At 65.5% G+C, this 25587-nt stretch carries 21 protein-coding genes and 1 tRNA gene; 17 read left to right on the forward strand and 5 right to left on the reverse strand.

Annotation, left to right across the window (positions count from 1 at the left end; translation table 11 throughout):
- A partial coding sequence (locus tag JHC57_RS08280) for a DUF817 domain-containing protein (protein WP_294029538.1) occupies positions 1-633 on the forward strand: 633 nt, incomplete at its 5' end.
- Here the strand turns inward: JHC57_RS08280 and JHC57_RS08285 are convergent.
- From JHC57_RS08285 to JHC57_RS08295, 3 genes are read right to left on the reverse strand one after another with little or no spacing between them, the layout of a single operon-like run.
- Positions 630-1874 (reverse strand): Xaa-Pro peptidase family protein, encoded by a 1245-nt coding sequence (locus JHC57_RS08285; protein WP_294029566.1) that lies wholly within the window; start codon positions 1872-1874, stop codon positions 630-632. The two genes, JHC57_RS08280 and JHC57_RS08285, sit on opposite strands and share 4 nt — an antisense overlap.
- A gap of 14 nt (positions 1875-1888) precedes the next feature.
- Entirely contained in the window at positions 1889-3094 is a 1206-nt protein-coding gene (locus JHC57_RS08290) for a DUF1343 domain-containing protein (RefSeq protein ID WP_294029539.1), read from the reverse strand.
- Complete coding sequence (locus JHC57_RS08295; RefSeq protein ID WP_294029567.1) at positions 3091-3639, reverse strand: DOMON-like domain-containing protein; 549 nt, start codon at positions 3637-3639, stop codon at positions 3091-3093. The genes JHC57_RS08290 and JHC57_RS08295 overlap by 4 nt, the downstream gene beginning before the upstream one ends.
- A gap of 41 nt (positions 3640-3680) precedes the next feature.
- On the opposite strand from JHC57_RS08295, the gene tyrS reads away from it, so the two are divergent.
- Both tyrS and JHC57_RS08305 read left to right on the forward strand, forming a co-directional pair.
- Entirely contained in the window at positions 3681-4907 is a 1227-nt protein-coding gene (tyrS, locus tag JHC57_RS08300; protein ID WP_294029540.1) for a tyrosine--tRNA ligase, read from the forward strand.
- 75 nt (positions 4908-4982) lie between these two features.
- A complete protein-coding gene (locus tag JHC57_RS08305; protein WP_179499595.1) occupies positions 4983-5324 on the forward strand; it encodes a PilZ domain-containing protein in 342 nt (113 codons plus the stop codon).
- Here the strand turns inward: JHC57_RS08305 and recG are convergent.
- On the reverse strand, positions 5321-7387 hold the full coding sequence (gene recG, locus JHC57_RS08310; protein ID WP_294029541.1) for an ATP-dependent DNA helicase RecG: 2067 nt from the start codon (positions 7385-7387) through the stop codon (positions 5321-5323). The genes JHC57_RS08305 and recG overlap by 4 nt on opposite strands.
- Before the next feature lie 74 nt (positions 7388-7461).
- On the opposite strand from recG, the gene JHC57_RS08315 reads away from it, so the two are divergent.
- Together JHC57_RS08315 and mfd are read left to right on the forward strand one after the other, a co-directional pair.
- Positions 7462-7728 carry a succinate dehydrogenase assembly factor 2 gene (locus tag JHC57_RS08315; protein WP_294029542.1) on the forward strand — a complete coding sequence of 89 codons (267 nt, stop codon included), beginning with the start codon at positions 7462-7464 and terminating at the stop codon, positions 7726-7728.
- On the forward strand, positions 7725-11219 hold the full coding sequence (gene mfd, locus JHC57_RS08320; RefSeq protein WP_294029543.1) for a transcription-repair coupling factor: 3495 nt from the start codon (positions 7725-7727) through the stop codon (positions 11217-11219). Before JHC57_RS08315 ends, mfd begins: the two co-directional genes overlap by 4 nt.
- On the opposite strand, the gene JHC57_RS08325 is transcribed toward mfd, so the two are convergent.
- Positions 11216-12415: a GGDEF domain-containing phosphodiesterase gene (locus JHC57_RS08325; RefSeq protein WP_294029544.1), complete on the reverse strand. Its 1200-nt coding sequence runs from the start codon at positions 12413-12415 to the stop codon at positions 11216-11218. The two genes, mfd and JHC57_RS08325, sit on opposite strands and share 4 nt — an antisense overlap.
- A 68-nt stretch (positions 12416-12483) precedes the next feature.
- On the opposite strand from JHC57_RS08325, the gene moaA reads away from it, so the two are divergent.
- From moaA to JHC57_RS08385, 12 genes are all read left to right on the forward strand, one after another.
- On the forward strand, positions 12484-13491 hold the full coding sequence (gene moaA / locus JHC57_RS08330) for a GTP 3',8-cyclase MoaA (RefSeq protein WP_294029568.1): 1008 nt from the start codon (positions 12484-12486) through the stop codon (positions 13489-13491).
- Between the two features lie 44 nt (positions 13492-13535).
- Entirely contained in the window at positions 13536-14306 is a 771-nt protein-coding gene (locus JHC57_RS08335) for an NAD kinase (protein ID WP_294029545.1), read from the forward strand.
- A 61-nt stretch (positions 14307-14367) separates the two neighbouring features.
- Positions 14368-14442 (forward strand) — tRNA-Asn (locus JHC57_RS08340).
- A 715-nt stretch (positions 14443-15157) separates the two neighbouring features.
- Positions 15158-16141 (forward strand): LysR substrate-binding domain-containing protein, encoded by a 984-nt coding sequence (locus JHC57_RS08345; protein WP_294029546.1) that lies wholly within the window; start codon positions 15158-15160, stop codon positions 16139-16141.
- Positions 16142-16237: 96 nt separating this feature from the next.
- Positions 16238-17515, forward strand: coding sequence for a 4-aminobutyrate--2-oxoglutarate transaminase (gene gabT, locus JHC57_RS08350; RefSeq protein WP_294029547.1), 1278 nt, complete (start codon positions 16238-16240; stop codon positions 17513-17515).
- The gene (locus tag JHC57_RS08355) at positions 17512-18975 is read left to right on the forward strand and encodes an NAD-dependent succinate-semialdehyde dehydrogenase (RefSeq protein ID WP_294029548.1); all 1464 of its coding nucleotides are present in this window, start codon (positions 17512-17514) and stop codon (positions 18973-18975) included. The genes gabT and JHC57_RS08355 overlap by 4 nt, the downstream gene beginning before the upstream one ends.
- Positions 18972-19727 (forward strand): ABC transporter substrate-binding protein, encoded by a 756-nt coding sequence (locus tag JHC57_RS08360; RefSeq protein ID WP_294029549.1) that lies wholly within the window; start codon positions 18972-18974, stop codon positions 19725-19727. Before JHC57_RS08355 ends, JHC57_RS08360 begins: the two co-directional genes overlap by 4 nt.
- A gap of 7 nt (positions 19728-19734) precedes the next feature.
- Positions 19735-20388, forward strand: a complete 654-nt coding sequence (locus JHC57_RS08365) for an amino acid ABC transporter permease (protein ID WP_294029550.1) — start codon at positions 19735-19737, stop codon at positions 20386-20388.
- A complete protein-coding gene (locus JHC57_RS08370) occupies positions 20385-21110 on the forward strand; it encodes an amino acid ABC transporter ATP-binding protein (protein WP_294029551.1) in 726 nt (241 codons plus the stop codon). The genes JHC57_RS08365 and JHC57_RS08370 overlap by 4 nt, the downstream gene beginning before the upstream one ends.
- Before the next feature lie 101 nt (positions 21111-21211).
- Complete coding sequence (locus tag JHC57_RS08375; RefSeq protein ID WP_294029552.1) at positions 21212-21577, forward strand: cupin domain-containing protein; 366 nt, start codon at positions 21212-21214, stop codon at positions 21575-21577.
- Entirely contained in the window at positions 21574-22980 is a 1407-nt protein-coding gene (locus tag JHC57_RS08380; RefSeq protein ID WP_294029553.1) for an FAD-dependent oxidoreductase, read from the forward strand. Before JHC57_RS08375 ends, JHC57_RS08380 begins: the two co-directional genes overlap by 4 nt.
- Positions 22981-23173: 193 nt before the next feature.
- On the forward strand, positions 23174-25576 hold the full coding sequence (locus JHC57_RS08385) for a TonB-dependent receptor (RefSeq protein WP_294029554.1): 2403 nt from the start codon (positions 23174-23176) through the stop codon (positions 25574-25576).
- Positions 25577-25587: the final 11 nt, after the last annotated feature.

Below are 25587 nucleotides of genomic sequence, written 5' to 3' on the forward strand. Positions count from 1 at the left end.
GCGATCACGATCGGCGCGGTGCTGATCCAGTTCGCCATGCTCGCCTTCCGGCTCGAAACGCCTAAGGAAGCGCTCGTCATCCTGATCTTCCACATCGTCGGCACGGTGATGGAGTTGTTCAAGACCGCCGCGGGCTCGTGGCAATATCCCGAGGCGAGCCTGCTCCATATCGGCGCGGTGCCACTCTTCTCGGGCTTCATGTACGCTGCGGTCGGCAGCTATATCGCGCGCGTCTGGCGCATTTTCGATTTCCGCTACACGGGCTATCCGCCCGTCTGGGCAAGCTATCTTCTTGCCGCCGCGATCTACGTCAATTTTTTCGCGCATCATTGGATCTACGACATCCGCTGGCTGCTGTTCGCCGCAACCGCGCTGCTCTTCTGGCGCTGTCAGATCTGGTTCCGCCCGCTGCACGTCCACCGCCGGATGCCGCTGCTCGTCGGCTGGGGGCTCGTCGCGCTGTTCATCTGGTTCGCCGAGAATATCGGCACTTTCGCGCGCGCCTGGACCTACCCCAGCCAGAACGAAGGCTGGCACATGGTCGGCGTGGAGAAGCTCGGCAGCTGGTATCTGCTGATGATCATCTCGTTCGTGCTGGTCAGTTTGGTCCAGCGGCCGAAGGCGCCCGACTAGCCGAACGGCTTGTCGATCGACGGTGGCGGCTCGCTGAACCATTCCGGCCCGCTGTCGTTCATGTAGAAGCAATCCTCGAGCCGGATACCGAATTCGCCGGGAATATAGATGCCAGGCTCGTTCGAGAAGCACATGCCCGGCGCGAGCTTCGTCGTTTCGCCGCGCACGAGATTGACCGGCTCGTGCCCGTCGAGCCCGATGCCGTGGCCGGTGCGATGCGAGGTACCGGGCAGTTTGTAGCCCGGGCCCCAGCCGAGGCTTTCATAATAAGCGCGCACCGCGTCATCGACTGCCCCCGCTGGCGTGCCGAGCTTCGCCGCGGCGAAGGCGACGTCCTGTCCCTTGCGCATCTGGTCCCAGACTTGCCACTGGCGCGCGCTTGCCTTGCCATAGACGAAGCTGCGCGAAATATCCGACTGATAGCCGTGAACCGTCGCGCCGCAGTCCATCAGCACGACCTCGCCCTCCTTCACCGCTTGCGGCTTGCCCGATCCGTGCGGATAAGCGCTCGCCTCGCCGAGCAGGATCAGCTCGAATTCGCTGCGCCCGCCGAGCGCGATCGTTGCGGCCTTCATGATCGCGCCGATGTCGGCGGGCGTCATCCCCGCCTCGATCCGCGGCGCGGTGTGGCGATAGGCGGCGAGCGTGATGTCAGCGGCGATCTGCATCAACGCGATTTCCGCGGGTGACTTGTGCATCCGGCACCCGCGCACGACTGGCGCGCCATTGACGACGGTCGCGCCCGGCATCGCCTTTTCGAGCCCGTCGACCGCGAAATAGCGCACTGTTTCCTCGACTCCGATCCGACTCTTGGTCAGCCCGCGTTTGCCGAGCCAGGCGGCAACGGCGGCGAGCGGGTTTTCGTCCTCATTCCACGTCAGCACCTCGGCGTCGATACCGAGGCTTTCGCGCACTGACGGCTCCTCGAAGAAGGGCGTGACGATCGCCACCTCGCCTTCGCGCGTCAGCACCGCGGCAGTCAGCCGCTCGCTCCGCCACCACTCGACGCCGGTAAAATAGATGAGGCTCGATCCCGGCTCGATCAGCAGCGCGCCGATATCGTTCGCGCGCATTAACTCCTTTGCCTTGGCGATCCGCGCCATGCGTTCTTCGTGCCCGATCGGGACGGCCTTGGCAGCGAGGTTCGGAAGACCCGTAGTATCGGCGGCAAGCACCGATGCAGGCAGCGACGATGCCAGTCCGGCCAGCGCCGCCGTGCCGAGAAATTGCCGTCGCTGCATCATCTTTCCTCTCGTCAATATATCAGCAGATCGGCGACCTCGCCCCGCCACCCCGCCTCGTCGGTCAGCGCGAGCGCGTCTAGGTCGCCCGGCATCGCGCCCGCATCGTCGACCCATTCGCGCAGGCCCGGCCCGCCGTTGATCACATCGATCGCGAGCACGTCGTCGGTATATTCATATTTGAAGTCCTGGCCGCGCCAGATCGGGTAATCCGGATATAGCGACCGGATCGCCTTGAACCCCAGTGCCTGCACGCGCCACGGACGGAACGCGGCATGATCATACCATGCGCCCTCGGCGTGGATATGGATGCCACTGTTGAGCTGCTTCATATGTTTGTGGAAGGTCGGCTCGAACCAGATGTCGCGCAGCTTGCAGCCGCCGAGCCATTCGGGCGCGAGGCGCCGCATCTCCGCGATCACTGCTTTCGCTTCGATATCGGGGGCGCCGAACAGTTCGAGCGGCCGCGTCGTTCCCCTGCCCTCGCTGAGCGTCGCCCCTTCGACCATCACCGTGCCGGCATAGGCGCGTGCCATGTTGACGTTGGCCGCATTGGGGCTGGGGTTGATCCACACACGCTCGGCCGGCCAGCCGAAGCCGGGGCCTTCGGGCTCCCATCGCTCCATTTCGATCACGCGGTAATCGACGTCGAGATTGAAATGGCGGATGAACCAGTGCCCCATCTCGCCCATCGTGAGCCCGTGGCGCATCACCATCGGCCCCGCGCCGACGAAGCTCTCCCAGCCTTCGCGCAGCCGCGTACCTTCGACCGGGCGTCCTGCCGGGTTCGGCCGGTCGAGCACCCACACCGCCTTCCCATGCTCGGCCGCGGCTTCGAGCACGTAAAGCAAGGTCGTCACATAGGTGTATATGCGACACCCCAGATCCTGCAGGTCGACAAGCATCACGTCGAAGGTGTGCATCGACTGCCCCGACGGGCGCCGCACGTCGCCGTAGAGGCTGAACACCGGCATGCCATAGGTCGGATCGGTGAAGTCGGGCGACTCCATCATATTGTCCTGAAGGTCGCCGCGCACGCCGTGCTGCGGTCCGAACACGGCACTGACCTCGATACCTGCGGCGACGAGCGCGTCGAGACTGTGCGTCAGGTCGGCGGTGACCGATGCGGGGTGCGCGAGCAGCGCGACGCGCTTGCCCTGCAGCGGCGCACGGAGTGCGGGGTCGGCGAGCAGGCGGTCGATACCGAAGAGGGTCGTCATGCCCGCCCGCGTGCCTCAAGCGTCAGTTGAAAGCAATCGGGATGATGGAAGTCGGGCTTGCCCGGCGGATGCGTGAGCGCCCAATAGCTTTTCGTTCCGTCGAGCTCCTCGATCACGGCGGAGAGCGCCAGTTTCGCCCCGACGTCGGGGAAGATGCCGGGTTCGACGCGCAGCGCGTAGCTCTGCTCGCCGCGCTCGGCAGACATCTCCCAGGGCGCAAGCTCGTCGGAACGCAGCAGCGAGCGGTAATCGTCGAACTGGTAGCAGGCCCAGCGCCCGTCGGGCGAATAGTTGAATTCGGTATAGTCGGGCTCGCCCTCCTCGGTCAGGAACGCCTCGAAGCAGGTGCTTTCCCACAGGCCGTCGGTGGCGCTGTCGGCGATGACCAGTTCACCTTCACCATGAGGAAGCACGAGATCGGTGATCGCTCCACCCACAATATAGCGCAGGGCGAAACCATCCTCGAACGACAGGCTGACCTCGACCGCGACCGAACGCACGGCCTTTCCCGGCGTATCGGGGTGGCAGATCAGCTCCTTGCGCATGCTATCCAAATATCAAACCCCATGCTAAGCGCCCGCGCACCATGACCAGTTACAAATCCGACCTGCTGCGCCTCCTCGACGAGCGAGGCTATATCCATCAGACGACCGACGCGGAAGGGCTCGATGCGCTCGCCGTCAAACAGGTGATCCCCGGATATATCGGTTTCGACGCAACCGCGCCCAGCCTGCACGTCGGCAGCCTCGTCCAGATCATGATGCTGCGCCGCATGCAACAGACAGGGCACAAGCCCGTCGTGCTGATGGGCGGCGGGACTACGCGGATCGGCGACCCGACAGGCCGCGACGAGAGCCGCAAGATGCTGTCGGACGAGACGATCGCCGCGAACATCGCCTCGATCTTCAGCATTTTTCAGCAGTTCCTGACCTTCGGCGACGGTCCCACTGACGCGGTGATGGTCGACAATCAGGATTGGCTCGGCAAGCTTGGCTATATCGAGCTGCTGCAGGAAGTCGGCACGCACTTCACGATCAATCGCATGATGACTTTCGATTCGGTCAAGCTGCGCCTCGACCGCGAACAGCCGATGACCTTCCTCGAATTCAATTACATGATCCTGCAGGGCTATGATTTCCGGCACCTGTCGAAAGCGATGGGCGTTCGTCTGCAGATGGGCGGATCGGACCAGTGGGGCAATATCGTCAACGGGATGGAACTCGGCCGCCGGATGGACGGCGCCGACCTCTATGGTCTCACGACTCCGCTGCTCACCACCGCCGCAGGCGCCAAGATGGGCAAAACCGCCGCCGGGGCCGTGTGGCTTAATCCCGAACAACTGTCCCATTTTGACTATTGGCAATATTGGCGCAACTGCGACGATCGCGACGTCGGCAAGTTCCTGAAGCTCTTCACCGACCTGCCGCTGGACGAGATCGCGCGGCTCGAAGCGCTCGAGGGCGCCGAGATCAACGAAGCGAAGAAAATCCTCGCCAACGAGGCGACCGCGATGTGCCGCGGCGAAGAGGCCGCCAAGGCCGCTTCGGACACTGCCGCGCAAACCTTTGAAAAGGGCCAGATTGGCGGCGACCTACCGCAGGCCGTCGCGCCCGCCGACGGCATCACCATCGTCGATGCGCTGCGCGAACTCGGCTTCGCTGCGTCGAACAAGGAAGCGCGCCGCAAGCTCGAAGAGGGCGCAGTGAAAGTCGATGGCGAGGTCGTCCGCGACCCGCATCATCTGATCCAGCCCGGTGCGGACGCCGTTCCGCTGAGCCTCGGATCAAAAAAACATGGTCTTGTGACCCGGTAACGAGCACAAAAGCGTTTACCACTTCTTCAGCAATCGGATGGATCGTTCATGGCCAAATCAACAAGGTCCACGAATATGCGCAAGATCGACACCAGCAAGGCCCATTATGTAGGCCTCGACCAGCGGATCGCTCCGCGTAGCGACGTCTATTGCCGCCTGCCCTTCGTCATGCCCGACGGGCGTCAGGAAATGTGCACCTGCGTAAACATCAGCGCTGACGGCTTGCTGATGCGCTTCGAACGCGGGCTCGAACCCGGCGACCTCGTCGTGTTCCGCATGCCCATCATCGGCCGCACCGCGGCGAAAGTCGTATGGTCGCTTGGCGGCAAGACCGGTGTACAGTTCGAAAAATCGATCTCGGTCGAGGATTATCTGCCGATGATCCGTGCCATGGGCGCGCGGGGCGACGTCAACTAACCACTTCTGAGCAGCGGCACCGCCGCATCGCGCTCGAACAGATAGAGGCAGAGGCGCACCGCCTCCGCCCGCGCGCCGTCCATCCCGCCATCACGCTCGACGAACAGCCGCGCATCATCGTGCGCGACCGGCAATAACCGCACAAGCTGTTCAGGAGTGGCGAGCCGGTAATCGGCGTCGCCCGATTGCTTGAGTCCGAGCAGTTCGCCGCCGCCGCGCAATTCCAGATCCTTCTCGGCGATCACGAAACCGTCGTTCGTATCGCGCATCAGTGCGAGCCGTTCGCGCGCGGTTTCCGACAGATTCTGCGAACGGAGCAGCAGGCAGACCGACTTTGCCGTGCCGCGCCCGACGCGGCCGCGCAGCTGGTGGAGTTGCGCGAGCCCGAAGCGGTCGGCATGCTCCACGATCATCAGGCTGGCGGCAGGGACATCGACGCCGACCTCGATCACCGTGGTCGCGACGAGGACGCCAATCTCGCCGGCCTGGAAGCGCGCCATGACGTCATCCTTCTCCGGCCCCTTCATCCGGCCGTGCACCAGACCGACACGATTTTCGCCGAGCCGCGCGCGCAGCAATGCCGCGCGCTCCTCTGCCGCGGCGAGTTCGCTGGCCTCGCTCTCGGCGACGAGCGGGCACACCCAATAGGCCTGCGCACCACTCGCCAGATGGCGGTCGAGCCCGTCGACGACCTCGTCGAGCCGGTCGACCGATACGACGCGCGTATCGACCGGCGTGCGCCCCGGCGGCATCTCGTCGAGCCGCGACACATCCATCTCGCCATGATTGGCGAGCAGCAGGGTGCGCGGGATCGGGGTCGCGGTCATCACGAGCAAATGCGGCGGGCGCACCGCCTTTTGCGTGAGCATGAGCCGCTGCGCGACGCCGAAGCGATGCTGTTCGTCGACGACGACGAGCGCAAGATCCCTGTACGTCACCGCCTGCTGGAAGATCGCGTGAGTGCCGACGAGAATATCGATGCTGCCATCGGCAAGCCCCATCAACGTCGATTCACGAACCTTGCCCTTGTCGCGGCCGGTCAGGATGGCGAGGTTCACCGGCAGCCCGCCGAGCATCCTTTGCAACGTCGCAAAATGCTGGCGCGCGAGAATTTCGGTCGGGGCGAGCAACGCTGCCTGCGTCCCCGCCTCGACCGCCGCCAGCATCGCGCGGAGCGCGACGAGCGTTTTGCCCGATCCGACGTCGCCCTGCAGCATGCGCAGCATCGGCGTATCCTGCGCCATGTCGCCCGCAATCTCGCGCCCGACGCGCTCTTGCGCTCCGGTCAACCCGAACGGCAGCTTGAGCGCATCGGCCAACCGGCCGTCCCCGACGATCGCCCGACCCTTGCGGTTGCGCAGCCCCTGCCGGATCAGCATCAGCGCGACCTGGCTGGCGAAAATCTCGTCATAGGCGAGCCGGTCTCGCGCTGCCTCGTCACGCGGGCTCGCGTGCGCGCGCTCCATCGCCTCGTTCCACGCCGGCCAGCCGCGGCTCGCGAGCAAGGGCGCGTCGATCCATTCGGCAAGCTCGGGGCGCCGCTCGAGCGCAACCTGCCCCAACTGCGAAAGCCGCGCGTTGGTGAGCCCCTCCGTCAGCGGATAGACGGGTTCGTGCACCGCAATGCCGCCTTCGTCGCCCGGCTCGGCGACATGATCGGGATGAACGATCTGACGCATGTCGCCATAAAGATCGAGCCGTCCCGACACGCGGCGCTTCTCGCCCAGCGGAAAAAGCTTGCGCGCCAGTCCCGACGTCCGGCCGAAATAGACGAGCCGCACATGGTCGCCCGCGCTGTCGAACGCCTCGACCCCGAACGGCGCGCGCGGGCTGCGGCCCGGGCGGTAATCCTGCGCGGTCAGCTCGACGATGATCGTCTGCCCAGCCTGCGCCTGATCGAGCCGGTCGACCGGAAAGCGCGAGATCAGCCCAGTCGGCAGGTGGAACAGCACATCGACCACGCGCTCGAGCCCGAGCCGCGTCAGCGGCTTGGCAAGCTGCGGCCCGACGCCCTTCAGGTCGGTCAGCGCGGCAAAGAGCGGATTGAGTATCTCGGGTCGCATGACTATCTGGGCTGACTATAGAGATTGTTCCCCGTGCGCCACACCCAGCCGCATGGGCCGTCAGGATTCTTCCCGTGCCGCACACCGACCGCCTCAAACGCCTGAAATTTCGCGCCTGGCACCGCGGCACGCGCGAGGCCGACTATATGATCGGCGGCTTCTTCGACCGCTATTCGGCGGGCTGGAGCGAGGAGGACATCGCTTGGTACGAGATCGTCGTCGAAGAGGATGACGTCGACATCATGGCGTGGGCGCTCGGCACCGGCGAGCCGCCCGCGCATCTCGACCGGCCCGAGATGATCGCCGCGATGCGCCGACTGGATTATATCCCGCTGCCATGACCCGCCCCGCCGCCGACATTTTCGCCGCGATCGGATCGGCGTCGGCGCCGCTGACGCTGGCGCGCACCGCCGACGGCTTCCTGCCATTGCTGCTCGCCGATCTGGCGCGCGCGAGCGACAAACGCCTCGTCTATGTTGCGACCGACGATGCCGCGATGCAGGCGGTCGCCGACGCGGCGCCCTTCTTTGCACCCGATCTCTTCATTCACCGCTTTCCGGCGTGGGATTGCCTGCCCTATGATCGCGCCGGGCCGTCGATGCGCGTCAGCGCCGACCGGCTTGCGACGCTTTCCGCTCTCCAGCTCCCGGCAAAGCGCGGCGAACTGGTCCTGACCACCATAGCCGCTATCACCCAGCGCACGCTCACTCCGTTCCGCATCCGCCAGCTCGCGACGACCCTCGCGCCCGGGCAACGGATCGATCGCGATGCGCTCGCCGAACTGCTCGTGTCGAATGGCTTCAACCGCGTCGACACGGTCGCCGATCAGGGTGAATTCGCGGTACGCGGCGGCATTCTCGATCTCTTCCCGGCGGGCGAGGAAACGGGCCTGCGCGTCGATTTCTTCGGCGACGAGATCGAGAGCATCCGCCGCTTCGACCCCGCCGACCAGCGCAGCCTCGGCCCCGCCAAGGCGCTGCAATTGCTCCCGGCGAGCGAAACGCTGCTCGACGAGACGACGATCAGGCGCTTTCGCTCCAGCTATCGCGAGCTGTTCGGCGCGCAGGCAACCGGCGACCCGCTCTATCAGGCGGTCAGCGACGGGCGGCGGCAGGCGGGCATGGACCATTGGCTACCGCTGTTCGAGGAGAGGCTTGCCAACCTGTTCGACCATATCGATCCGGCGACCCCCGTGTTGCGCGGACACCGCACCGAGGCGACCGCCGAGACGCGCTTTGCCGCAATCGCCGACTATCATGCGAACCGCGTCGCCGCCGAACGCGAATCGCCCGGCAGCTATCGCCCGCTTGCGCCGGAGACGCTGTATCTGACGGAGGAGCAATGGGTCGGGACGGCCAAAGAGCGCCCGATCCATATCGTCACGCCCTTCGACGTGCCCCCGTCCGCCACCGTGGTCGATCTCGAAACCTTCGCCGCGCGCGACTTCACACCCGAGCGAACTGCCGACGAGAATGTCTATGCGAAGGTCGCCGACCATCTGTCGGATGAACGCCGCAAGGGGCGGCGCACGATCATCGCCAGCTATTCGGGCGGTGCGCGCGAACGTCTGTCGGGGTTGCTCCGCGACCATGGCGTCACCTCGCTCGCGCCCGCCGACGGCTGGCAGGACGCGTTAGGCACCGCCTCGACGGAAAGCGGCGGCGCGACCGCGATGGTCGTGCTGCCGCTCGACCACGGCTTTGCAAGCGACGCGATCAGCCTGCTCACCGAACAGGATATCCTCGGCGAGCGCCTCGTCCGGCGGCAGAAGCGCCGCAAGAGTGCCGACGCCTTTCTCGCCGAACTCGCGACGCTCAGCGTCGGCGACCTCGTCGTCCATCTCGACCACGGCATCGGGCGCTATGAGGGGCTGACGCAGATCCCCGTCGGAAGCAGCCCGCACGATTGCGTCGCGCTGAGTTACGCCGGCGGCGACAAACTCTACGTCCCCGTCGAGAATCTCGACGTCCTCTCGCGTTACGGCGGCGAAAGCGAAGGCGTCGGTCTCGACAAGCTCGGCGGTGAAGCTTGGCAGCGCCGCAAGGCGCGGATGAAGGAGCGCATCCGCGAGATCGCGGGCGAACTACTCGCGACCGCGGCGCAACGCGCGCTGCGTTCGGGCGAGTTGCTCGCGCAGGATGCCGCCTATCCCGCCTTCGCCGACCGCTTCCCCTATCAGGAAACCGACGATCAGGATCGCGCGATCGGCGACGTGCTCGCCGACATGGCATCGGGGCGCCCGATGGACCGGCTCGTCTGCGGCGACGTCGGCTTCGGCAAGACCGAGGTCGCGCTGCGCGCCGCCTTCGTCGCGGCGATGGCGGGAGTGCAGGTCGCCGTTGTCGTTCCCACGACGCTGCTCGCTCGCCAGCATTACACGAATTTCGTCGAGCGCTTCAAAGGCTTCCCGGTCAACATTGGTCGCCTGTCACGCCTCGTCCCGGCAAGTGAGGCGCAGAAGACACGCGAAGGCCTTGCGAGCGGCCAGATCGATATCGTGGTCGGCACCCACGCCGTCATTGCGAAGGCGGTCGAGTTTAAGAATCTCGGCCTCGTAATCGTCGACGAGGAACAGCGCTTCGGCGTCGTCCACAAGGAGCGGCTGAAGCAGCTCAAGACCGACGTCCATGTCCTGACCCTCACCGCGACCCCGATCCCGCGCACCTTGCAGATGGCGATGTCGGGCCTGCGCGAGCTCAGCGTGATCCAGACGCCGCCAGTCGACCGCCTCGCTGTGCGCACCTATGTCGCTCCGTGGGACCCCGTCGTGATCCGCGAGGCGCTGCTCCGCGAGCACGACCGCGGCGGACAGAGCTTCTTCGTCACCCCCCGCATCAAAGACCTTCCCGATATCGAGGAATTTCTGCGCACGCGGGTGCCCGAGATCAAATATGTCGTTGCGCACGGCCAGATGGCGCCGGGCGAGGTCGAGGAGCGGATGAGCGCCTTCTACGACCGCAAATATGACGTGCTCGTTTCGACCACCATCGTGGAATCGGGTCTCGACATCCCGAGCGCGAACACGCTGATCGTCCACCGCGCCGATCGTTTCGGGCTCGCGCAGCTCTACCAGCTTCGCGGCCGCGTCGGGCGGTCGAAGACGCGCGCCTACGCCTATCTGACGACGATGGAAGGCGGCGCGATCACGGACACCGCCGAAAAGCGGCTCAAGCTGCTCGGCGACCTCGACACGCTCGGCGCAGGTTTCCAGCTCGCGAGCCACGACCTCGACATTCGCGGCGCGGGCAATCTCATCGGCGACGAGCAGTCGGGACATATCCGCGAGGTCGGCTTCGAGCTGTACCAGTCGATGCTCGAAGAGGCCATTTTGGTTGCAAAGGCCGAGGGCATGGGCGCCGCGCCGCCGCGCGAAGCCTTGTCGCCGGTCATCACCATCGACGCGCCGATCCTGATCCCCGAGGATTATGTTCCCGATCTGCCGCTGCGCATGGCGCTCTACCGCCGCCTCAACGAGGCGAGCGACCGCCCGGCGCTCGATGCCTTCGCCGCCGAAATGATCGACCGCTTCGGTCCGCTGCCGCCCGAAACCGCAAACCTCGTCCAGCTGATGGAGATCAAGGCAAACGCGAAGCTCGCCGGCATCGCGAAGCTCGACGTCGGCAGCAAGGGCGCACTCGTCAGCTTCCATGGGGACCAGTTCGCGAATGTCCCCGGCCTCATCGCCTATGTCGAGCGGCTGAAGGGCCGCGCGCGCATCCGCCCCGACAACAAGCTTTCGGTGAGCGGCGACTGGGTCAGCACCGGTGCGCGGCTGAACGGCGCGCTGCAATTGTCGAAGGGATTGGGGAAGCTCGCGCGGCAGGCGGCTTAAACGGTCATCAGCGTCAACAACTGATTCGACGGCACCGGCCCCGATTTCAGAAACCCCTGCCACGTCGCGACGCCAAGTTCCTTCAACCGTTCAAGCTGGCGCTGATTCTCGATCCCCTCGGCGACCACGAGCAACCCCAGCGCGCGCGCAAGGTCGACGATCGCGCGCACGACGATCCGGTCGCGATCGCTGCCGTCGATCGTGCGTGTGAAGCCGCTGTCGATCTTGAGATAGTCGATCGGGAGCCGCGCGAGCAACGACAGGCTGGAATAGCCGGTGCCGAAATCGTCGATCGCGATCGCGACGCCGAGCGCGCGGATCTGCGCCAGCTGGTCGGCGGCGCTTGCCGGATCGCTCAGCATCGCCTGTTCGGTGAGTTCGAGCGTCAGCCGGTCGGGATCGACCTTGACCGCTTTCGCCATCGCGGCGAAGCGTCCGGCGAATTCGGGGTCGCCGAGATCGGCTGCGGTGATGTTGAGCGAGACGCGCAGCTTTGCGAGCGCCTTCGGCCAGGTCGCCATTTCGGCAAGGGCGACGTGGTGCGCATGTTCGGTGAGTTCGCATTCGAGCCGCGCCGCTCGCGCCGCCGTCACGAGCGGTCCCGCACCGAGCAGGCCCAGTTCGGGATGCTGCCAGCGCAGCAGCGCCTCGACTCCGGTCATCTCGCCCGTCGCGACGTCATATTGCGGCTGGTAGTGGATGACGACCTCGTTCCGCGACAGCGCCGCACGGACCATTACCCCGTCGCGCGCAGACGCCGGCCGCGCCAGCTGATCGCCCGCGATGCGCAGCTGTTCCTCAACCGAATCATCGCGCGTGATCAGCGCCGCAGCGATGCGGATCGACAACCGGCCGTTCGGGTCGCCGACGATCGGCTCGGCCAGCGCGACGTGCAGCGCGCGCTCCTGCGCGCGAAGAGCGCCGAGCGACATCGGTGCCGCCGGCACGATCAGGAAGCGCGGCCCGTCCAGCCGGTCGACGCACGATCCCTGGCCGAATTCGTCGCTCGCAAAATTTTCGAGCCGCCGTCCGATTTCGTCGAGCACCGAGTCGCCCGTCGCGGTCCCGGCACTGTTGTTGATACGCGCCATCTGGTCGACCTGGACCAGAATGACGCCGACATCGGCGTCGTGCCGGGCATGCATCATTTCGAGTTTGCGGGCACAGGCGGAAAGGGACTCGGACAGGCGATTCATCGCATTCCCCTAGCAGGCTTTGCTTGCCAAGCTCTCGTCTTTTGCACCACAATGCGCGCGTGGCAGCCATATTTTCCCAACCTGGCCGGTCGGCGGGGCCCCTGATCGACGGACTTGGTCGCCGGATCAGTTACTTGCGCCTTTCGGTGACCGACCGCTGCGACCTGCGCTGCCGTTATTGCATGGCCGAAGACATGCGCTTCCTTCCCAAATCGGCAGTCCTCGGCATAGAGGAAATGGCAGACCTTGCCGAGCGTTTCGTCGCGCGGGGCATCCGCCGCATCCGGCTGACGGGCGGCGAGCCGCTCGTCCGGCGCGGAATCGACACGCTCGCGATGCGGCTGGGGGCGCTGATCGGCTATGGCCTCGACGAATTGACGCTCACCACCAACGCGATGCGGCTTGCCGAGCATGCACCGATGCTGGCGGCGGCGGGCGTGCGCCGGATCAACGTCAGCCTCGATACGCTCGACCCCGGGGCTTTTCGCCATATCACCCGCGTCGGCGACCTCGCCGTCGCGCTGCGCGGAATCGATGCCGCCCGCGCGGCGGGCCTCGCGGTCAAGATCAATATGGTCGCGCTCGCGGGCCTCAACGAGGACCAGCTGCTGCCGATGCTCGATTATTGCGCCGCGACCGGCTGCGACCTGACGCTCATCGAAACGATGCCGCTCGGCGAGGTCGAAGACGACCGCAGCGATCATTATATCCCGCTCCACCACTTCGTCGCGCCGCTCCGCGAAACCCGCGCCATCTACCCGGTCGACAGACGCACCGGTGGTCCCGCGCGCTATTTCACAGTCGAAGACAGCCCGGTGACCCTGGGACTGATCACGCCGCTCAGCGACAATTTCTGCGCCACATGCAACCGCATCCGCCTGACGGTCGAGGGGCGCGTCTATATGTGCCTCGGCCAGGACGATCACGTCGACCTGCGCACCGCCCTGCGGGGCGGCGGCGATGTCGATGGCTTGATTGATGCGGCTTTGGCTGGCAAACCCCGCGCGCATGACTTTCATATCGACGGAAAGTCCAAACCGGCGGTCGCGCGTCATATGAGTGCAACGGGCGGCTGACAGGCCGCCCCGCTATTTGAAGGCACGAGGGGAACCGGACCGATATGCATCGCAAGATCGCGCTTGTCGCATCGAACGCGCCCGCAGCCACGGAGGCCGAAGCCGAACTGCTTCCGCTCTATGATTTCGTCGATCTCGCCGAGGCCGATATGCTGATCGCGCTCGGCGGCGACGGCTTTCTGCTCCACATGCTGCATCAACTGCTCGACCAGCGCCGCAGCCTGCCCGTGTTCGGGATGAACCGCGGCACGATCGGGTTCCTGATGAACGAGTTCCGTGTCGAGGGGTTGCTCGATCGCCTCGCCGCGGCTCGCCCTTTCCTGATCCACCCCTTGTCGGGCGACATCACGACGATCAGCGGCGAACGGCATATCCTGCCGGCGATCAACGAAATCTCGCTGCTTCGCGAAACGCGTCAGGCGGCGAAGCTCGAGGTGCTGATCAACGAGAAGACGATGCTCGAGGAGCTGGCATGCGATGGCGTGCTCGTGTCGACCCCTGCCGGATCGACCGCCTATAATCTCAGCGCCAACGGCCCGATCCTGCCGCTCGATTCGGCGATGCTCGCGCTCACGCCGATTAGTCCCTTTCGCCCGCGGCGCTGGCGCGGCGCGCTCGTCCCCGAATCGACGAGCATCCGCTTCAACGTCCGCGAGGCAGCGAAGCGCCCGGTCAGCGCGGTCGCCGATCAGCGCGAAATCCGCGATGTGAAGACCGTGCTGGTCACCACCGACCGCAGCCGGCCACTGACTTTGCTCTTCGATCCCGACCAGGGTCTCGACGAACGCATCGCGATGGAACAATTTATCGTTTGAGGGCTTGATTAATCCCGCAACCGGCGGCAAAGGGGCCGCCTTGCCCGCATCGGCGGCGTGTTCCTCGGTAGCTCAGCGGTAGAGCAATCGACTGTTAATCGATCGGTCGTAGGTTCGAATCCTACCCGGGGAGCCACGAATTTAGACAAGGTACAATTGTGCCTTTTTTCCGTGGGTTAGGGTTCTACACCCGCTTTCTCACCGATTTTTTTCGTTTCCCACTCTCCACTATCTATCTGTTTTTATTCTATTTTTCATTTCACCCTAGTTCGAATCCGGACTGGGGTTTTCGTCGCTCCCAAATCCGCGTCCCTGCCTGCACCGCCCACACCCGCCGCCGACGTCCTCCATGCTTTCCTTTTGGTGAGCAAGGCCCCTGTATTCTCATCGTCGAGCTTTGATCGCGCGGACATCATAAATTTCCTTTCAACAAACCGAACCGGCATTTCGCAGCGACTCAAAAGCATCAGCGGCTTCGTCCCCAGCATCATGCAACCCTCCCCAGCCCGAGCAAAGGCGCAGGGCACTGAAGTGCCGATTGTGCCTGATCGGGCACAAAGCGGCATTAAAGTGCCGCTTTGGTCCAAATCTGTGGCCTCTGCGAAGTACGGACTGGCGGCTCCAGAATTGCGGCGGCGTACCGGCCCAGAATGAGGGCCGACTGCCCTTGGCCGTTTGCAGTCAGGCCGGTTTCGGAAGCGAAACGGTGAGAAGCGGACATTCAATAAATCATGTGTCACCGACGGTGCCGCTCATTTGGGGAACATCGTCTCGCGCTCCTCGATTGCAAAGCGCGCAAAGACGATCGAACGAAAAGTGACAGTCGGGCGCCGCGATGCTATCCGCCCGGCATGGCAAGGACGGCGGACAGGAAACAGCGGGACCTCCAGCCCCCCCGGGCCAATGTCGCGCACTACGGACTGACGCCCGACCAACGGCGCGCGCTCCCGCCCTTTGCAGCGCTCAAGGCCTTCGAGGCCATTGGCACTTGCGGTGGAATCCGGCGCGCCGCCGAGGCGCTCTCGATCGACCATGCCGCTATCAGCCGTCATTTACGCGCGCTCGAGGAATGGGCCGGCAGCCCCCTGTTCGATCGCGCCTCCGGCTCCAACGGACAGTTGACCGAGACGGGAGCGCGGTTCCACCGCGCCATCGCACAAAGTCTGACCGACATCGCTTCCGCCGCGATGGAATTCGTGCCTCAACTCGATGACAAGCATCTCGTCCTCTGGTGCGCGCCAGGACTCGCCTCGGAGTGGCTCACCGGGCGGATCGGCGAGTTCTCCGCTTCCTTCCCCGAAATCCAGATCGAACTGCAGCCGATCGAGATCCTGCCCGAGGCCGTCGATAACAATGTCGACGCGCATATCCATTATGTCGTCGATGTCGCGAAGCAGGAGGAGGCACCCGCGTTTCGATCGGTCGAGCTCCTGCGCCCGCCGATCCTCGCAGTAGCCAGTCCGACCTTTCTCGCCGATCAGCCGCGGTTCGAAAATCCTGCCGACCTGCTCGAAGCGCCCCTGCTGCACGAGGCCAGCTTCGACCAGTGGCGGCGCTGGTTCGAACAACATGGCGTGGAAAGCGAGGGCAAGCTCGACGGACCACGCTTCTGGCAAGGCCATCTGACGCTGGCCGCCGCGCGCCGGGGCCAAGGAATCGCCCTTGCCAACGCGCTCCTCGTTGGCGACAGCCTGCGCAACGGCGAACTCGTCGAGGTCGGCGCCTTTCCACCTGTCTATCTCGGCTCCTATGTCCTCACCACGCGGCGCTCGCGCTGGCGCGGTGAAGCGCTGGTCAATTTCCGCCGCTGGATCGAGCGCACCCTCGCAAGCTGACCGATGCGGTGACTAACGAACAACGTCGGCGGGGGGATAGTCAACTTGCCGCACGAGGGGTGGTTCGCCGAAGGCTGGGGCCGAGAAGGAGGCCCCATGGCTCGTAACATCGAACTGCTCAACCGCCGCAGCCTCGCGGTCCCCCGCGGAGTCGCGACCGCACTCCCCATCTTCATCGCGCGCGCCGAAAATGTCGAGATGTGGGACGAGGAGGGTCGCCGCTATATCGACTTCGCGGGAGGGATCGCGGTCCTCAACGTCGGACATCGCCATCCCAGAGTCGCCGCCGCCGTCCGCGCGCAGCTCGACGACTATATGCATGTCGCCTTTCAGGTCACCGCCTACGAGCCCTATGTCGAGCTCGCCGAGCGGCTGAACGCGCTCGCGCCCTTCTCCGGCGAGGCGCGGACATTGTTGCTGACGACAGGCGCCGAAGCGGTCGAGAATGCCGTCAAGATCGCCCGTGCTGCCACCGGGCGGTCCGGTGTGATCGCCTTCACCGGCGGCTTCCATGGCCGCACCGCGCTCACCATGGCGCTGACCGGCAAGGTGGTCCCCTACAAGCGTGGCTTCGGCGTGTCGGTGCCCAATGTCTATCATCTCCCCTTCCCCGTCCCGCACCACGGCATTGAGGTCGAGCAAACGCTGCGCGCCCTTCAATATCTCTTCGCGGCCGACATGCCGCCCGAGGATGTCGCCGCGATCATCATCGAGCCGGTCCAGGGCGAAGGGGGGTTCCATGCCGCGCCTGCGGCGTTGCTCGCAGCGCTCCGGACGCTTTGCGACGAACATGGCATCATGCTGATCGCCGACGAGGTGCAAACCGGCTTCGGTCGCACAGGACGCATGTTCGGTATCGAACATAGCGGGATCGAGCCCGACCTCGTCACCGTCGCCAAATCCATGGGCGGCGGCCTGCCGATCTCCGGCGTGATCGGGCGCGCCGCTGTGATGGACGCGGTCGAGCCCGGCGGCCTTGGCGGGACCTATGGCGGGCCCCCGCTCGGATGCGCGGCGGGCCTCGCGGTACTCGACGTCATCGAGGACGAGGGACTGCTGGAGCGCGCGGAGGCGATCGGAAAACGGATCATCCGCCGTCTGGAGGAGCTCGCCGTGCGCAACGATCTCCTGCCGATCGGCCATATCCGCGGCCTGGGCGCCATGATCGCCTTCGACATGCTCGAGGATCGGGGCTCCGATGCCGTCGCGCCGAACGGCGCCAAGACCGTCACCACGCGCGCCGCCGACGAAGGGCTCATTCTTCTCGGCTGCGGCACCTATGGCGAGACGATCCGCATCCTCGTACCGCTCACCGCATCCGATGCGATCGTCGACGAGGGGCTCGCGGCGATCGAGCGGGCCCTGCGCGCATGAGCGGCGCATGGCTTCGACGACCCGAGCTGCTGCGAAGCGAGGCGTTCATCGGCGGCCGCTGGGAAGGCAGCGACACCCGATATGATGTGCTGAACCCGGCGACTGGGGCCTGCCTTGCGCAGGTGGCGATGCACGGCTCGGACGCCGCGGTTCGCGCGGTGGACGCTGCCAGCACCGCGCTCCCCTCCTGGTCGGCCGCGACCGCCGGCGAGCGCGCGGCGATCCTTCGCCGCTGGCACGATCTCATTCTCGACAATGCCGAGGACCTTGCGCGCCTCATGACCGCCGAACAGGGCAAGCCGCTCGCGGAAGCGAAGGGCGAAGTGGCCTATGCGGCATCCTTCCTCGCCTGGTTTGCCGAAGAGGCGCGGCGGGCGTACGGAACCGTCATCCCCGGCAACGCGCCGGGGCGCCGCCTGACGGTCATTCGCCAGCCGGTCGGCGTCGTCGCGGCGATCACGCCATGGAATTTCCCTGCGGCGATGATCACGCGGAAGGTTGCCCCTGCCCTCGCCGTCGGCTGCACGGTCGTTCTCAAACCCTCCGAACTCACGCCGCTCTCGGCGCTTGCGCTGGCGCATCTCGGCGCCGAGGCCGGCGTGCCGGCGGGCGTGTTCAACGTGGTGTCGGGCGATGCCCCGGCGATCGGCGATGTCCTGACCGGCGACCCGCGCGTCCGCAAGTTCAGCTTCACCGGCTCGACCGCCGTCGGCAAGATGCTCGCCGCGAAGTGTATGGCAACGGTCAAGCGCGTCTCGCTCGAACTCGGCGGCAACGCGCCCTTCATCGTGTTTGACGACGCCGACATCGACGCCGCCGTTGCCGGCGCGATCGCCTCCAAGTTCCGCAACAGCGGGCAGACATGCGTCTGCGCCAACCGCTTCCTGGTCCAGGACGGTATCTACGACCGCTTCGCGGCGGCACTCGCCCGCAAGGTCGGTCTCCTCAACGCCGGAGACGGGCTGGCGGGAAGCGCCGACCAAGGGCCCCTCATCAACGCCGAGGCGGTAGTGAAGGTCGAACGCCACCGCGCCGATGCGGTCGAGCGCGGAGCGCGCATTCTGGCGCAGGGCCAGGTCAGCGGCCCTTCCGAAGGGCATTTCGCGCGCGCGGCGCTGCTCGTGGACGTCGCGCCGGACTCGCTCCTCGCCCGCGAGGAAACCTTTGGCCCCCTTGCCGGGCTCATCCGCTTCGACCATGAGGAGGAAGCGATCCGGCTCGCCAATGATACGCCGGCCGGGCTCGCCGCCTATCTCTTCACGGCGGACCATGGCCGCGCCTCAAGGGTCAGCGAAGCCCTCGAATATGGGATGGTCGGCCTCAACACCGGCCTCATCTCCACCGAGGTCGCTCCCTTCGGCGGGATCAAGGAATCGGGATTCGGGCGGGAAGGATCGCAATTCGGGATCGACGACTATGTGTCGATCAAGCTCATTGCCGCGGAGATCGCGCCCGCATGATGGAATATGGTCGCCGGGACATGTTGTGGCTGCCGCTCGCGGCGGCGATGCTCGCCGGTTGCCGCCGGCGCGAGCGCGATCCCGCGACGATCGTCATCGGCTCGTCGCCGACCGGCGTACCCTTCAGCTTCGTCGACCCCTGGACCAACGAACTCACCGGATCGATGGTCGATGCGGCGACCGCGGTGGTTCGCAATGCCGGCTTCAAGACCGAGACGGCGATCACGCCCTTCTCCGCGCTGATCCCGTCGCTGGCCGCGGGTAAGATCGACATGATCGCGGCGGCGATGTTGCGCACGCCGGAGCGCGAGCGGGTGGTCGCCTTCAGCGACCCCGTCTATCATTATGCCGGCGCCCTGATCGTCCGTGGCGGCGACAAGCGGATCATTTCCGACCTCGGACAAATCGGTGCGACACGCGTCGGCGCCCAGATCGGGTCGCGCTTCATCGACCAGTTGCACGCGGCGGGTGCCCGGAACGTCGCCACCTATGAATCGCTCGTCGATATCATGCGCGACCTCGAAAACGGCCGAATCGACATCGGCTATGGCGACGAGCCGATTCTGAGATACCAGCTGCGCGTGGGCGGACGCCGGAATGTCCGCATCATCGAGCAGTTTCGCGCGCCGGCGCTCGAGGAATTGTGCCTCGTCATGCGGCCTGACGACACGCGGCTGCCGAAGATCAATGCGGCGATCGCCCGCCTCGCGGCGCGCGACATTCCGGCCATCAACCGAAAATGGGGGCTTTGACGAGATCATGTCCGAATTTCTGACCGACGCGGTCGCCTTTCTTCCCGTGCTGGCACGCGGTCTCGCGACCACGATCCTGCTGACGGTCTGTGCGCTTGCGGTCAGTCTCGCGCTCGGGCTCGTCTGGGCCCTGATGGGCATGTCGCACCATGCGCCGCTGCGCTGGACCAACGCTATCGTCGTCAACACGGTGCGAGGCATTCCGATCATCGTGCAATTATTCTGCGTCTATTTCGTGCTCCCCGACTGGGGGATCGACTTTCCGCCGTTCCTTGCCGGGGTGATCGGTCTCGGGATCGCCTATTCGGTGTATCAGGCCGAAAATCTGCGCGGCGGGTTCGAATCGGTCGACCGGCAACTGGTCGAGGCGGGAACCGCGCTCGGCATGAGCCGGGGGATGATCACGCGGCGGATCGTCATGCCGCTCGGGCTCCGCACCGCGCTCCCCTCGTTCGGGAACACGACGGTGATGCTGCTCAAGGACAGCTCGATCGCCTCGACGATCACCGTCGCCGAGCTCACACGATCGGGCCAGCTTCTCGCCATCTCGACCTTCAAGAACGGAACCGTCTACGTGCTGATCGCCCTCCTCTATCTCGCCGCGAGCATCCCGCTCGCGATGGCCGTGCGCGCACTCGAGAAAAAGGCGGCCTGGCGGTGATCGAGCTTTCGGAAGTCGCGAAAGCCTTCGGCGCGAGGCAGATCCTGCGCGATGTGAGCTTCACGGTGGAGGCGGGCGAAGTGGCCTGCCTGATCGGTCCCTCGGGATCGGGAAAATCGACGATCCTGCGAACGATCAACGGCCTCGAACGCCATGACGCGGGGACCATCACCGTCGACGGCACGCTCCTCTCCGACAAGTCGCTGCCCGCGATCCGGCGCAAGGTGTCGATGGTGTTCCAGCGCTTCAATCTCTTCCCCCACCGGACGGTCATCGAGAATATCATCGAGGGTCCTGTGCATGTTCTCCGCGAAGATCCCGAGGCCGCCCGCACCCGCGCCGTCGAACTGCTTCGCCGGGTCGGCCTCGCGGACCGCGCCGATGCGCATCCCGGCCAGCTTTCGGGTGGTCAGCAGCAGCGCGTCGGCATTGCCCGCGCGCTCGCGATGCAGCCGCGCGCCATCCTGTTCGACGAGCCGACCTCGGCGCTCGATCCCGAGCGCGTGGGCGAAGTGCTCGCCGTCATCCGCGAACTTGCCGAGGACGGCATGACGATGGTGGTGGTGACCCACGAGATCGCCTTCGCGCGCGAGGTCGCCGATCGCGCGCTGTTCATCGACGAGGGCGTAATCGTCGAAAACGGCCCGGCGCGCCAGGTTCTGACCGCGCCCTCCGCCGAACGCACCCGCCTGTTCCTCGACCGGGTCTTGCGCCCGCATTGAGGCAATGGTGATAAATTCACACCGGGGCGTGAGCGCTACACAACTCCTGACACGGCTCGGTTTGACGCAATTGGGAGCTCCAATCTTCCTGGAGCCGCCCGATGTCCGTTACGATGTTCAACCTCGCGTCATTGTTCGAAACCGCCCCGCCTCCCGCTCCCGTGCCCGTTCCGCTCGGCGAGCCCGTCTCGACGGTTCGATCGATCTCGATGGTTTCGAGTTCTCGTGCAACGACGCGGATCGGAGTCTGGGAATGCACCCCCGGCCGCTGGGTGCGCCAGGTCCGCCAGGCCGAATTCTGCCACTTCCTGAGCGGGCGAGCCATCTTCACCCCTGAAGAAGGCGAACCCGTCATCTTCGGCGCGGGCGATGTCGCGCATTTCCCCGAGAACAGCCGCGGCGTGTGGGAGATCGTCGAGACGAGCCGCAAGATATTCATGCTACTCGACGAAGAGCGCGATTCGTGACCTCGCCCGCCGCGGCGCAGCCGCGTCCGATACCCAATGACTTCTGGCTCGCGAATTCGGGGGACGAGCTGACGCCGCGCGCTCCGCTCGCGGGCGATGTCGAAGTCGATGTCGCGATCCTCGGCGGCGGCTTCTCCGGCCTCTGGACCGCCTATCACCTCCTTCGCAAGGAGCCGTCGCTCGAGGTGCTGATCGTCGAACGGGAGATTTGCGGCTATGGCGCCTCGGGCCGGAACGGCGGCTGGTGCTCACCCCGTTTCCCTGTCGATCCCGGTGCGCTCGTCACGCGCTTCGGCGCGGCGCGCGCGAGAGAGACGATCCTCGCCCAGCAAGCCATCGTGGAAGACATCGGGCGCACGCTCGAAGAGGAAGCGATCGACGCCGAGTTTCGCGCGACGGGCCTTTTGAGCCTTGCGCGGAGCGACGAGCAGATGAGCGGTCTTGCAACAACCCTGGCGACCTATGAGTCGCTGGGGCTGGGCTCGGGCAACAGACTTCTCGAGGCAGCCGAAGCGCGCGAACGCATCCGCGCCACCGACATCCACGGCGCGCTCCAGTCGCGTCACGGCGCGAACATTCACCCCGGCAAGCTGGTGCGAGGCCTCGCGCGCACGGTGGAAAGGCTCGGGGCGGTCATCTGCGAGGGCAGCGAGGCGATAAAGATTCGCCCGGCGCCCGACGCCGCCATCGTCACCCGTACCGGCACGGTTCGCGCGCGCAAGGCGGTGGTCGCGGCGAATGAGGCCTATCGCACGGGCTTGCCGGGCTATCGGCGCACATTGCTGCCGATGTCGTCGATGATCGTCCTGACGGAGCCGCTCAGCGAAAGCCAGTGGGCCGATATCGGCTGGCAAGGGGGCGAAAGCGTCAGCTCGCAGGTCCACACGAAAAATTACCTCACGCGCACGGGCGATGGCCGCATTCTCTACGGGAGCCGCGGCGCTTCCTATCTGTTCGGGTCGGCGATGCCCGAAAATGCGATCCGCGACGAGCCCGTCTTCGAATGGATGCGCAGCTGCGTTCGCGAATGGTGGCCCCAGCTTGCCGACCTCTCTTTCACCCACGCCTGGGGCGGTTATCTCGGCGTGCCGCGCGACTGGCTGCCGACCGTCGGCTTCGACCGCGACAGCCGGATCGCCACCCTCCACGGCTATACCGGCCGCGGCGTGTCGACGAGTGCGCTGTGCGCAAGGCTTCTCGCCGGGCTCATCGGAGGCTGGACCACCGGGCTCGAAACGCTACCCGTCCATCGCCCCCGGGCGCCGCGCTGGGAGATCGAGCCCTTTCGCTGGATCGGGGTCCGATATGTGCAGAATGCCTTCGCCCGGATCGACGAGGCCGAAAGCGCGCAGCGCCGGCGCCCGCTCGACGCCCGCTTTGCCGAATATCTCGGCGAACAATGAACGCGCGCGGCCCGGCGGGCGGCGAACGCTTTGCCAACGGCCCGAAATGGTGTCGATCAGTCAACACCTGGCCGATCTTTCGCAACTTCCCGCTCGCGGGGACGCCAGTCACATTTCGCACAAGAAGCGAGGGCCCGGCGGTGACGCAGAGCGTTGCGTGAACCGGGAAATGATAACAGGGAGCAAAGACATCATGCGCAAGACGACAACATATATGACCGGACTGTCAGCCATCGCGATCGCCGCGTCACTGCTGGTCGCTCCCCCCGCTGCTGCGCAAGAGGCGAGCGATACCAGCAACGACATGTCGGGGGACATCGTCGTGACCGCCACGAAGCGTTCTGAATCGGCCTCGAAGGTCCCGATCTCGATCACCGCCTATAGCCAGGAAGGCCTCGACCAGCGCGGTATCCGCGACATTCGCGACGTCGCGAACCAGACGCCGGGCGTCGACATCTCGCGCGCGTCGACGGGCGGCTCGGGCCAGACGCGCATTTCCATCCGCGGCATCGATTCGACCGCGGGGGCGGCGACGTCGGCGGTGTACATCGACGACACGCCGATCATGGCCCGCAACTCGTCGCTCAACTATAATGGCACCACCCTGCCCTTCCTGTTCGACCTCGAACGCGTGGAGGTCCTTCGCGGACCGCAAGGCACCTTGTTCGGGGCAAGCTCGCAGGGCGGTGCGGTGCGGTTCGTGACCCCGACCCCGAGCCTCAGCGAGTTCAGCATCTACGGCCGCGCGGCGATCAACACGGTCAAGAATGGCGGCACCGGATATGAGGGCGGCATCGCGGTCGGCGTGCCGATCGTCGAAGGATCGCTCGGCATCCGGCTCAGCGCCTACCGCCGCCACGATGCGGGCTGGATCGACCGCCAGAGCTGGCAGGATCCGACCGATCGCGAGAATGATGTCAACTACAGCGACACGACCGTCCTGCGCGCCGCGGCGCTCTGGGAACCGACACCCGGCCTGACCATCGCGCCCAGCATCTATTTCCAGGACCTGAAGTTCCACGATCGCACGGACCTGTGGACGCGTTGCCCCGCGACCGTCGGCGGGCCGGTGGCCCCCACCCGCGTCCCCTGCGTAAACGGCGTCTCCGATCCGGAGGCGGGCAAGTTCCTCTCCTATGCCTCGCTGCGCCAGCCGAGCCGGGACCGCTTCTACCTTCCCGCACTCAAGCTCGGCTATGACGCCGGCCCCTTCTCGATCACCTCGGTCACCTCCTATTTCGACCGCCACGTCGAGGATGTGAACGACGCGACCAACATCAATGACCGCGCGTCCTTCGGCAATGCCTATCTTTTTCCGATCACCCCCGGCTTTGACCAGTCGATCACATGGCAGAACCCGAACATCTATCAGAAGGTCTTCACGCAGGAGGTGCGTTTCGCGGGCGGCACCGGCGACGACCCGATCAAATGGACCGTCGGCGCCTATTATTCGCGCGGGTCGATCAAATCGGATCTGCCGATCTTCGAGCCCCATTATAACGCGCTCTATTTCGTCCGCTTCGGACGCACGCCAGAAGAGGCCGGGGTGCCGCCGCTCGTCAACGGCAATGCGCGCTATTATGGCAATGAAAGCACCATCGAGAAGAGCCTCGCGATATTCGCGAACGTCGACGTCAAGATCGTCGATCGTCTGACGCTCACGCTCGGCGGCCGCTATTCGCGCGACAAGCTCGAGTTCGATGTGCTCGAACGCGGCGTCTCCTATGCCACCGGTTCGTCGGCGGCGGCCGGGACGCTCAAGGAAAATCCCTTCCTGCCCAAGGTCGGACTGTCCTTCCAGGCCACGCCCAATTCGCTCTATTATGTGAGCTTCGCGCGCGGATACCGCACCGGCGGCGTGAACAAGGCGCTCCCGAACATCTGCGATGCCGAAGCCCAAGCGCTCGGCCTCGGCAATGCGGGAGTCTACAAATCCGATCGCACCGACAGCTACGAGATCGGGATGAAGAACCGCCTCCTCGGCGGCGCACTCCAGCTCGACGTCAGCGCTTTCTACACGAAATGGAACAATATCCAGCAGCAGCTACGCCTGCAGTGCGCCTTCAGCCTCGTCGCGAACACCGCGTCGGCGACCTCGAAGGGCTTCGAGGCCAATATCAATATCCGTCCCGACGACAGCTTCAGCTTCGGCGCCGCGGTCGGCTACACCGATGCGACCTATGACGACACGATCCAGATCGGCACCGCCCCGATCGTCGTCGCCGGACAGCAGCTTGGCGCGACCCCCTGGACCGTCAATGTGAATGCCGAATATCGATACCCGGACGCCGGCGATCTCGATCCGTTCGTCCGCGTCCAGTATAACTTCCGGTCGGTGAACCGCGGCCCGTTCCTTTACCAGGTCCCGACATCGACGAGCTACGATCCGACGCGGCGCTTTCCCGCCGAGCCTTCGACGCTCGATGCGCGGGCCGGCGTAAGCCTGGGACCGGTAGATGTGCAGATTTACGCCGAGAATCTGCTCAACAATGTCGACTATGTCACCGATGGTCCGACCTATGCGCGCGGGCCGCTGTGGCGCGGGATGACGCTCCGCCCCCGGACGATCGGCCTGCAGCTCGTCGCCCGCTACTGATCGCAGACCTG

The sequence above is a fragment of the Sphingopyxis sp. genome (assembly GCF_016463645.1).
Classification (GTDB): domain Bacteria; phylum Pseudomonadota; class Alphaproteobacteria; order Sphingomonadales; family Sphingomonadaceae; genus Sphingopyxis.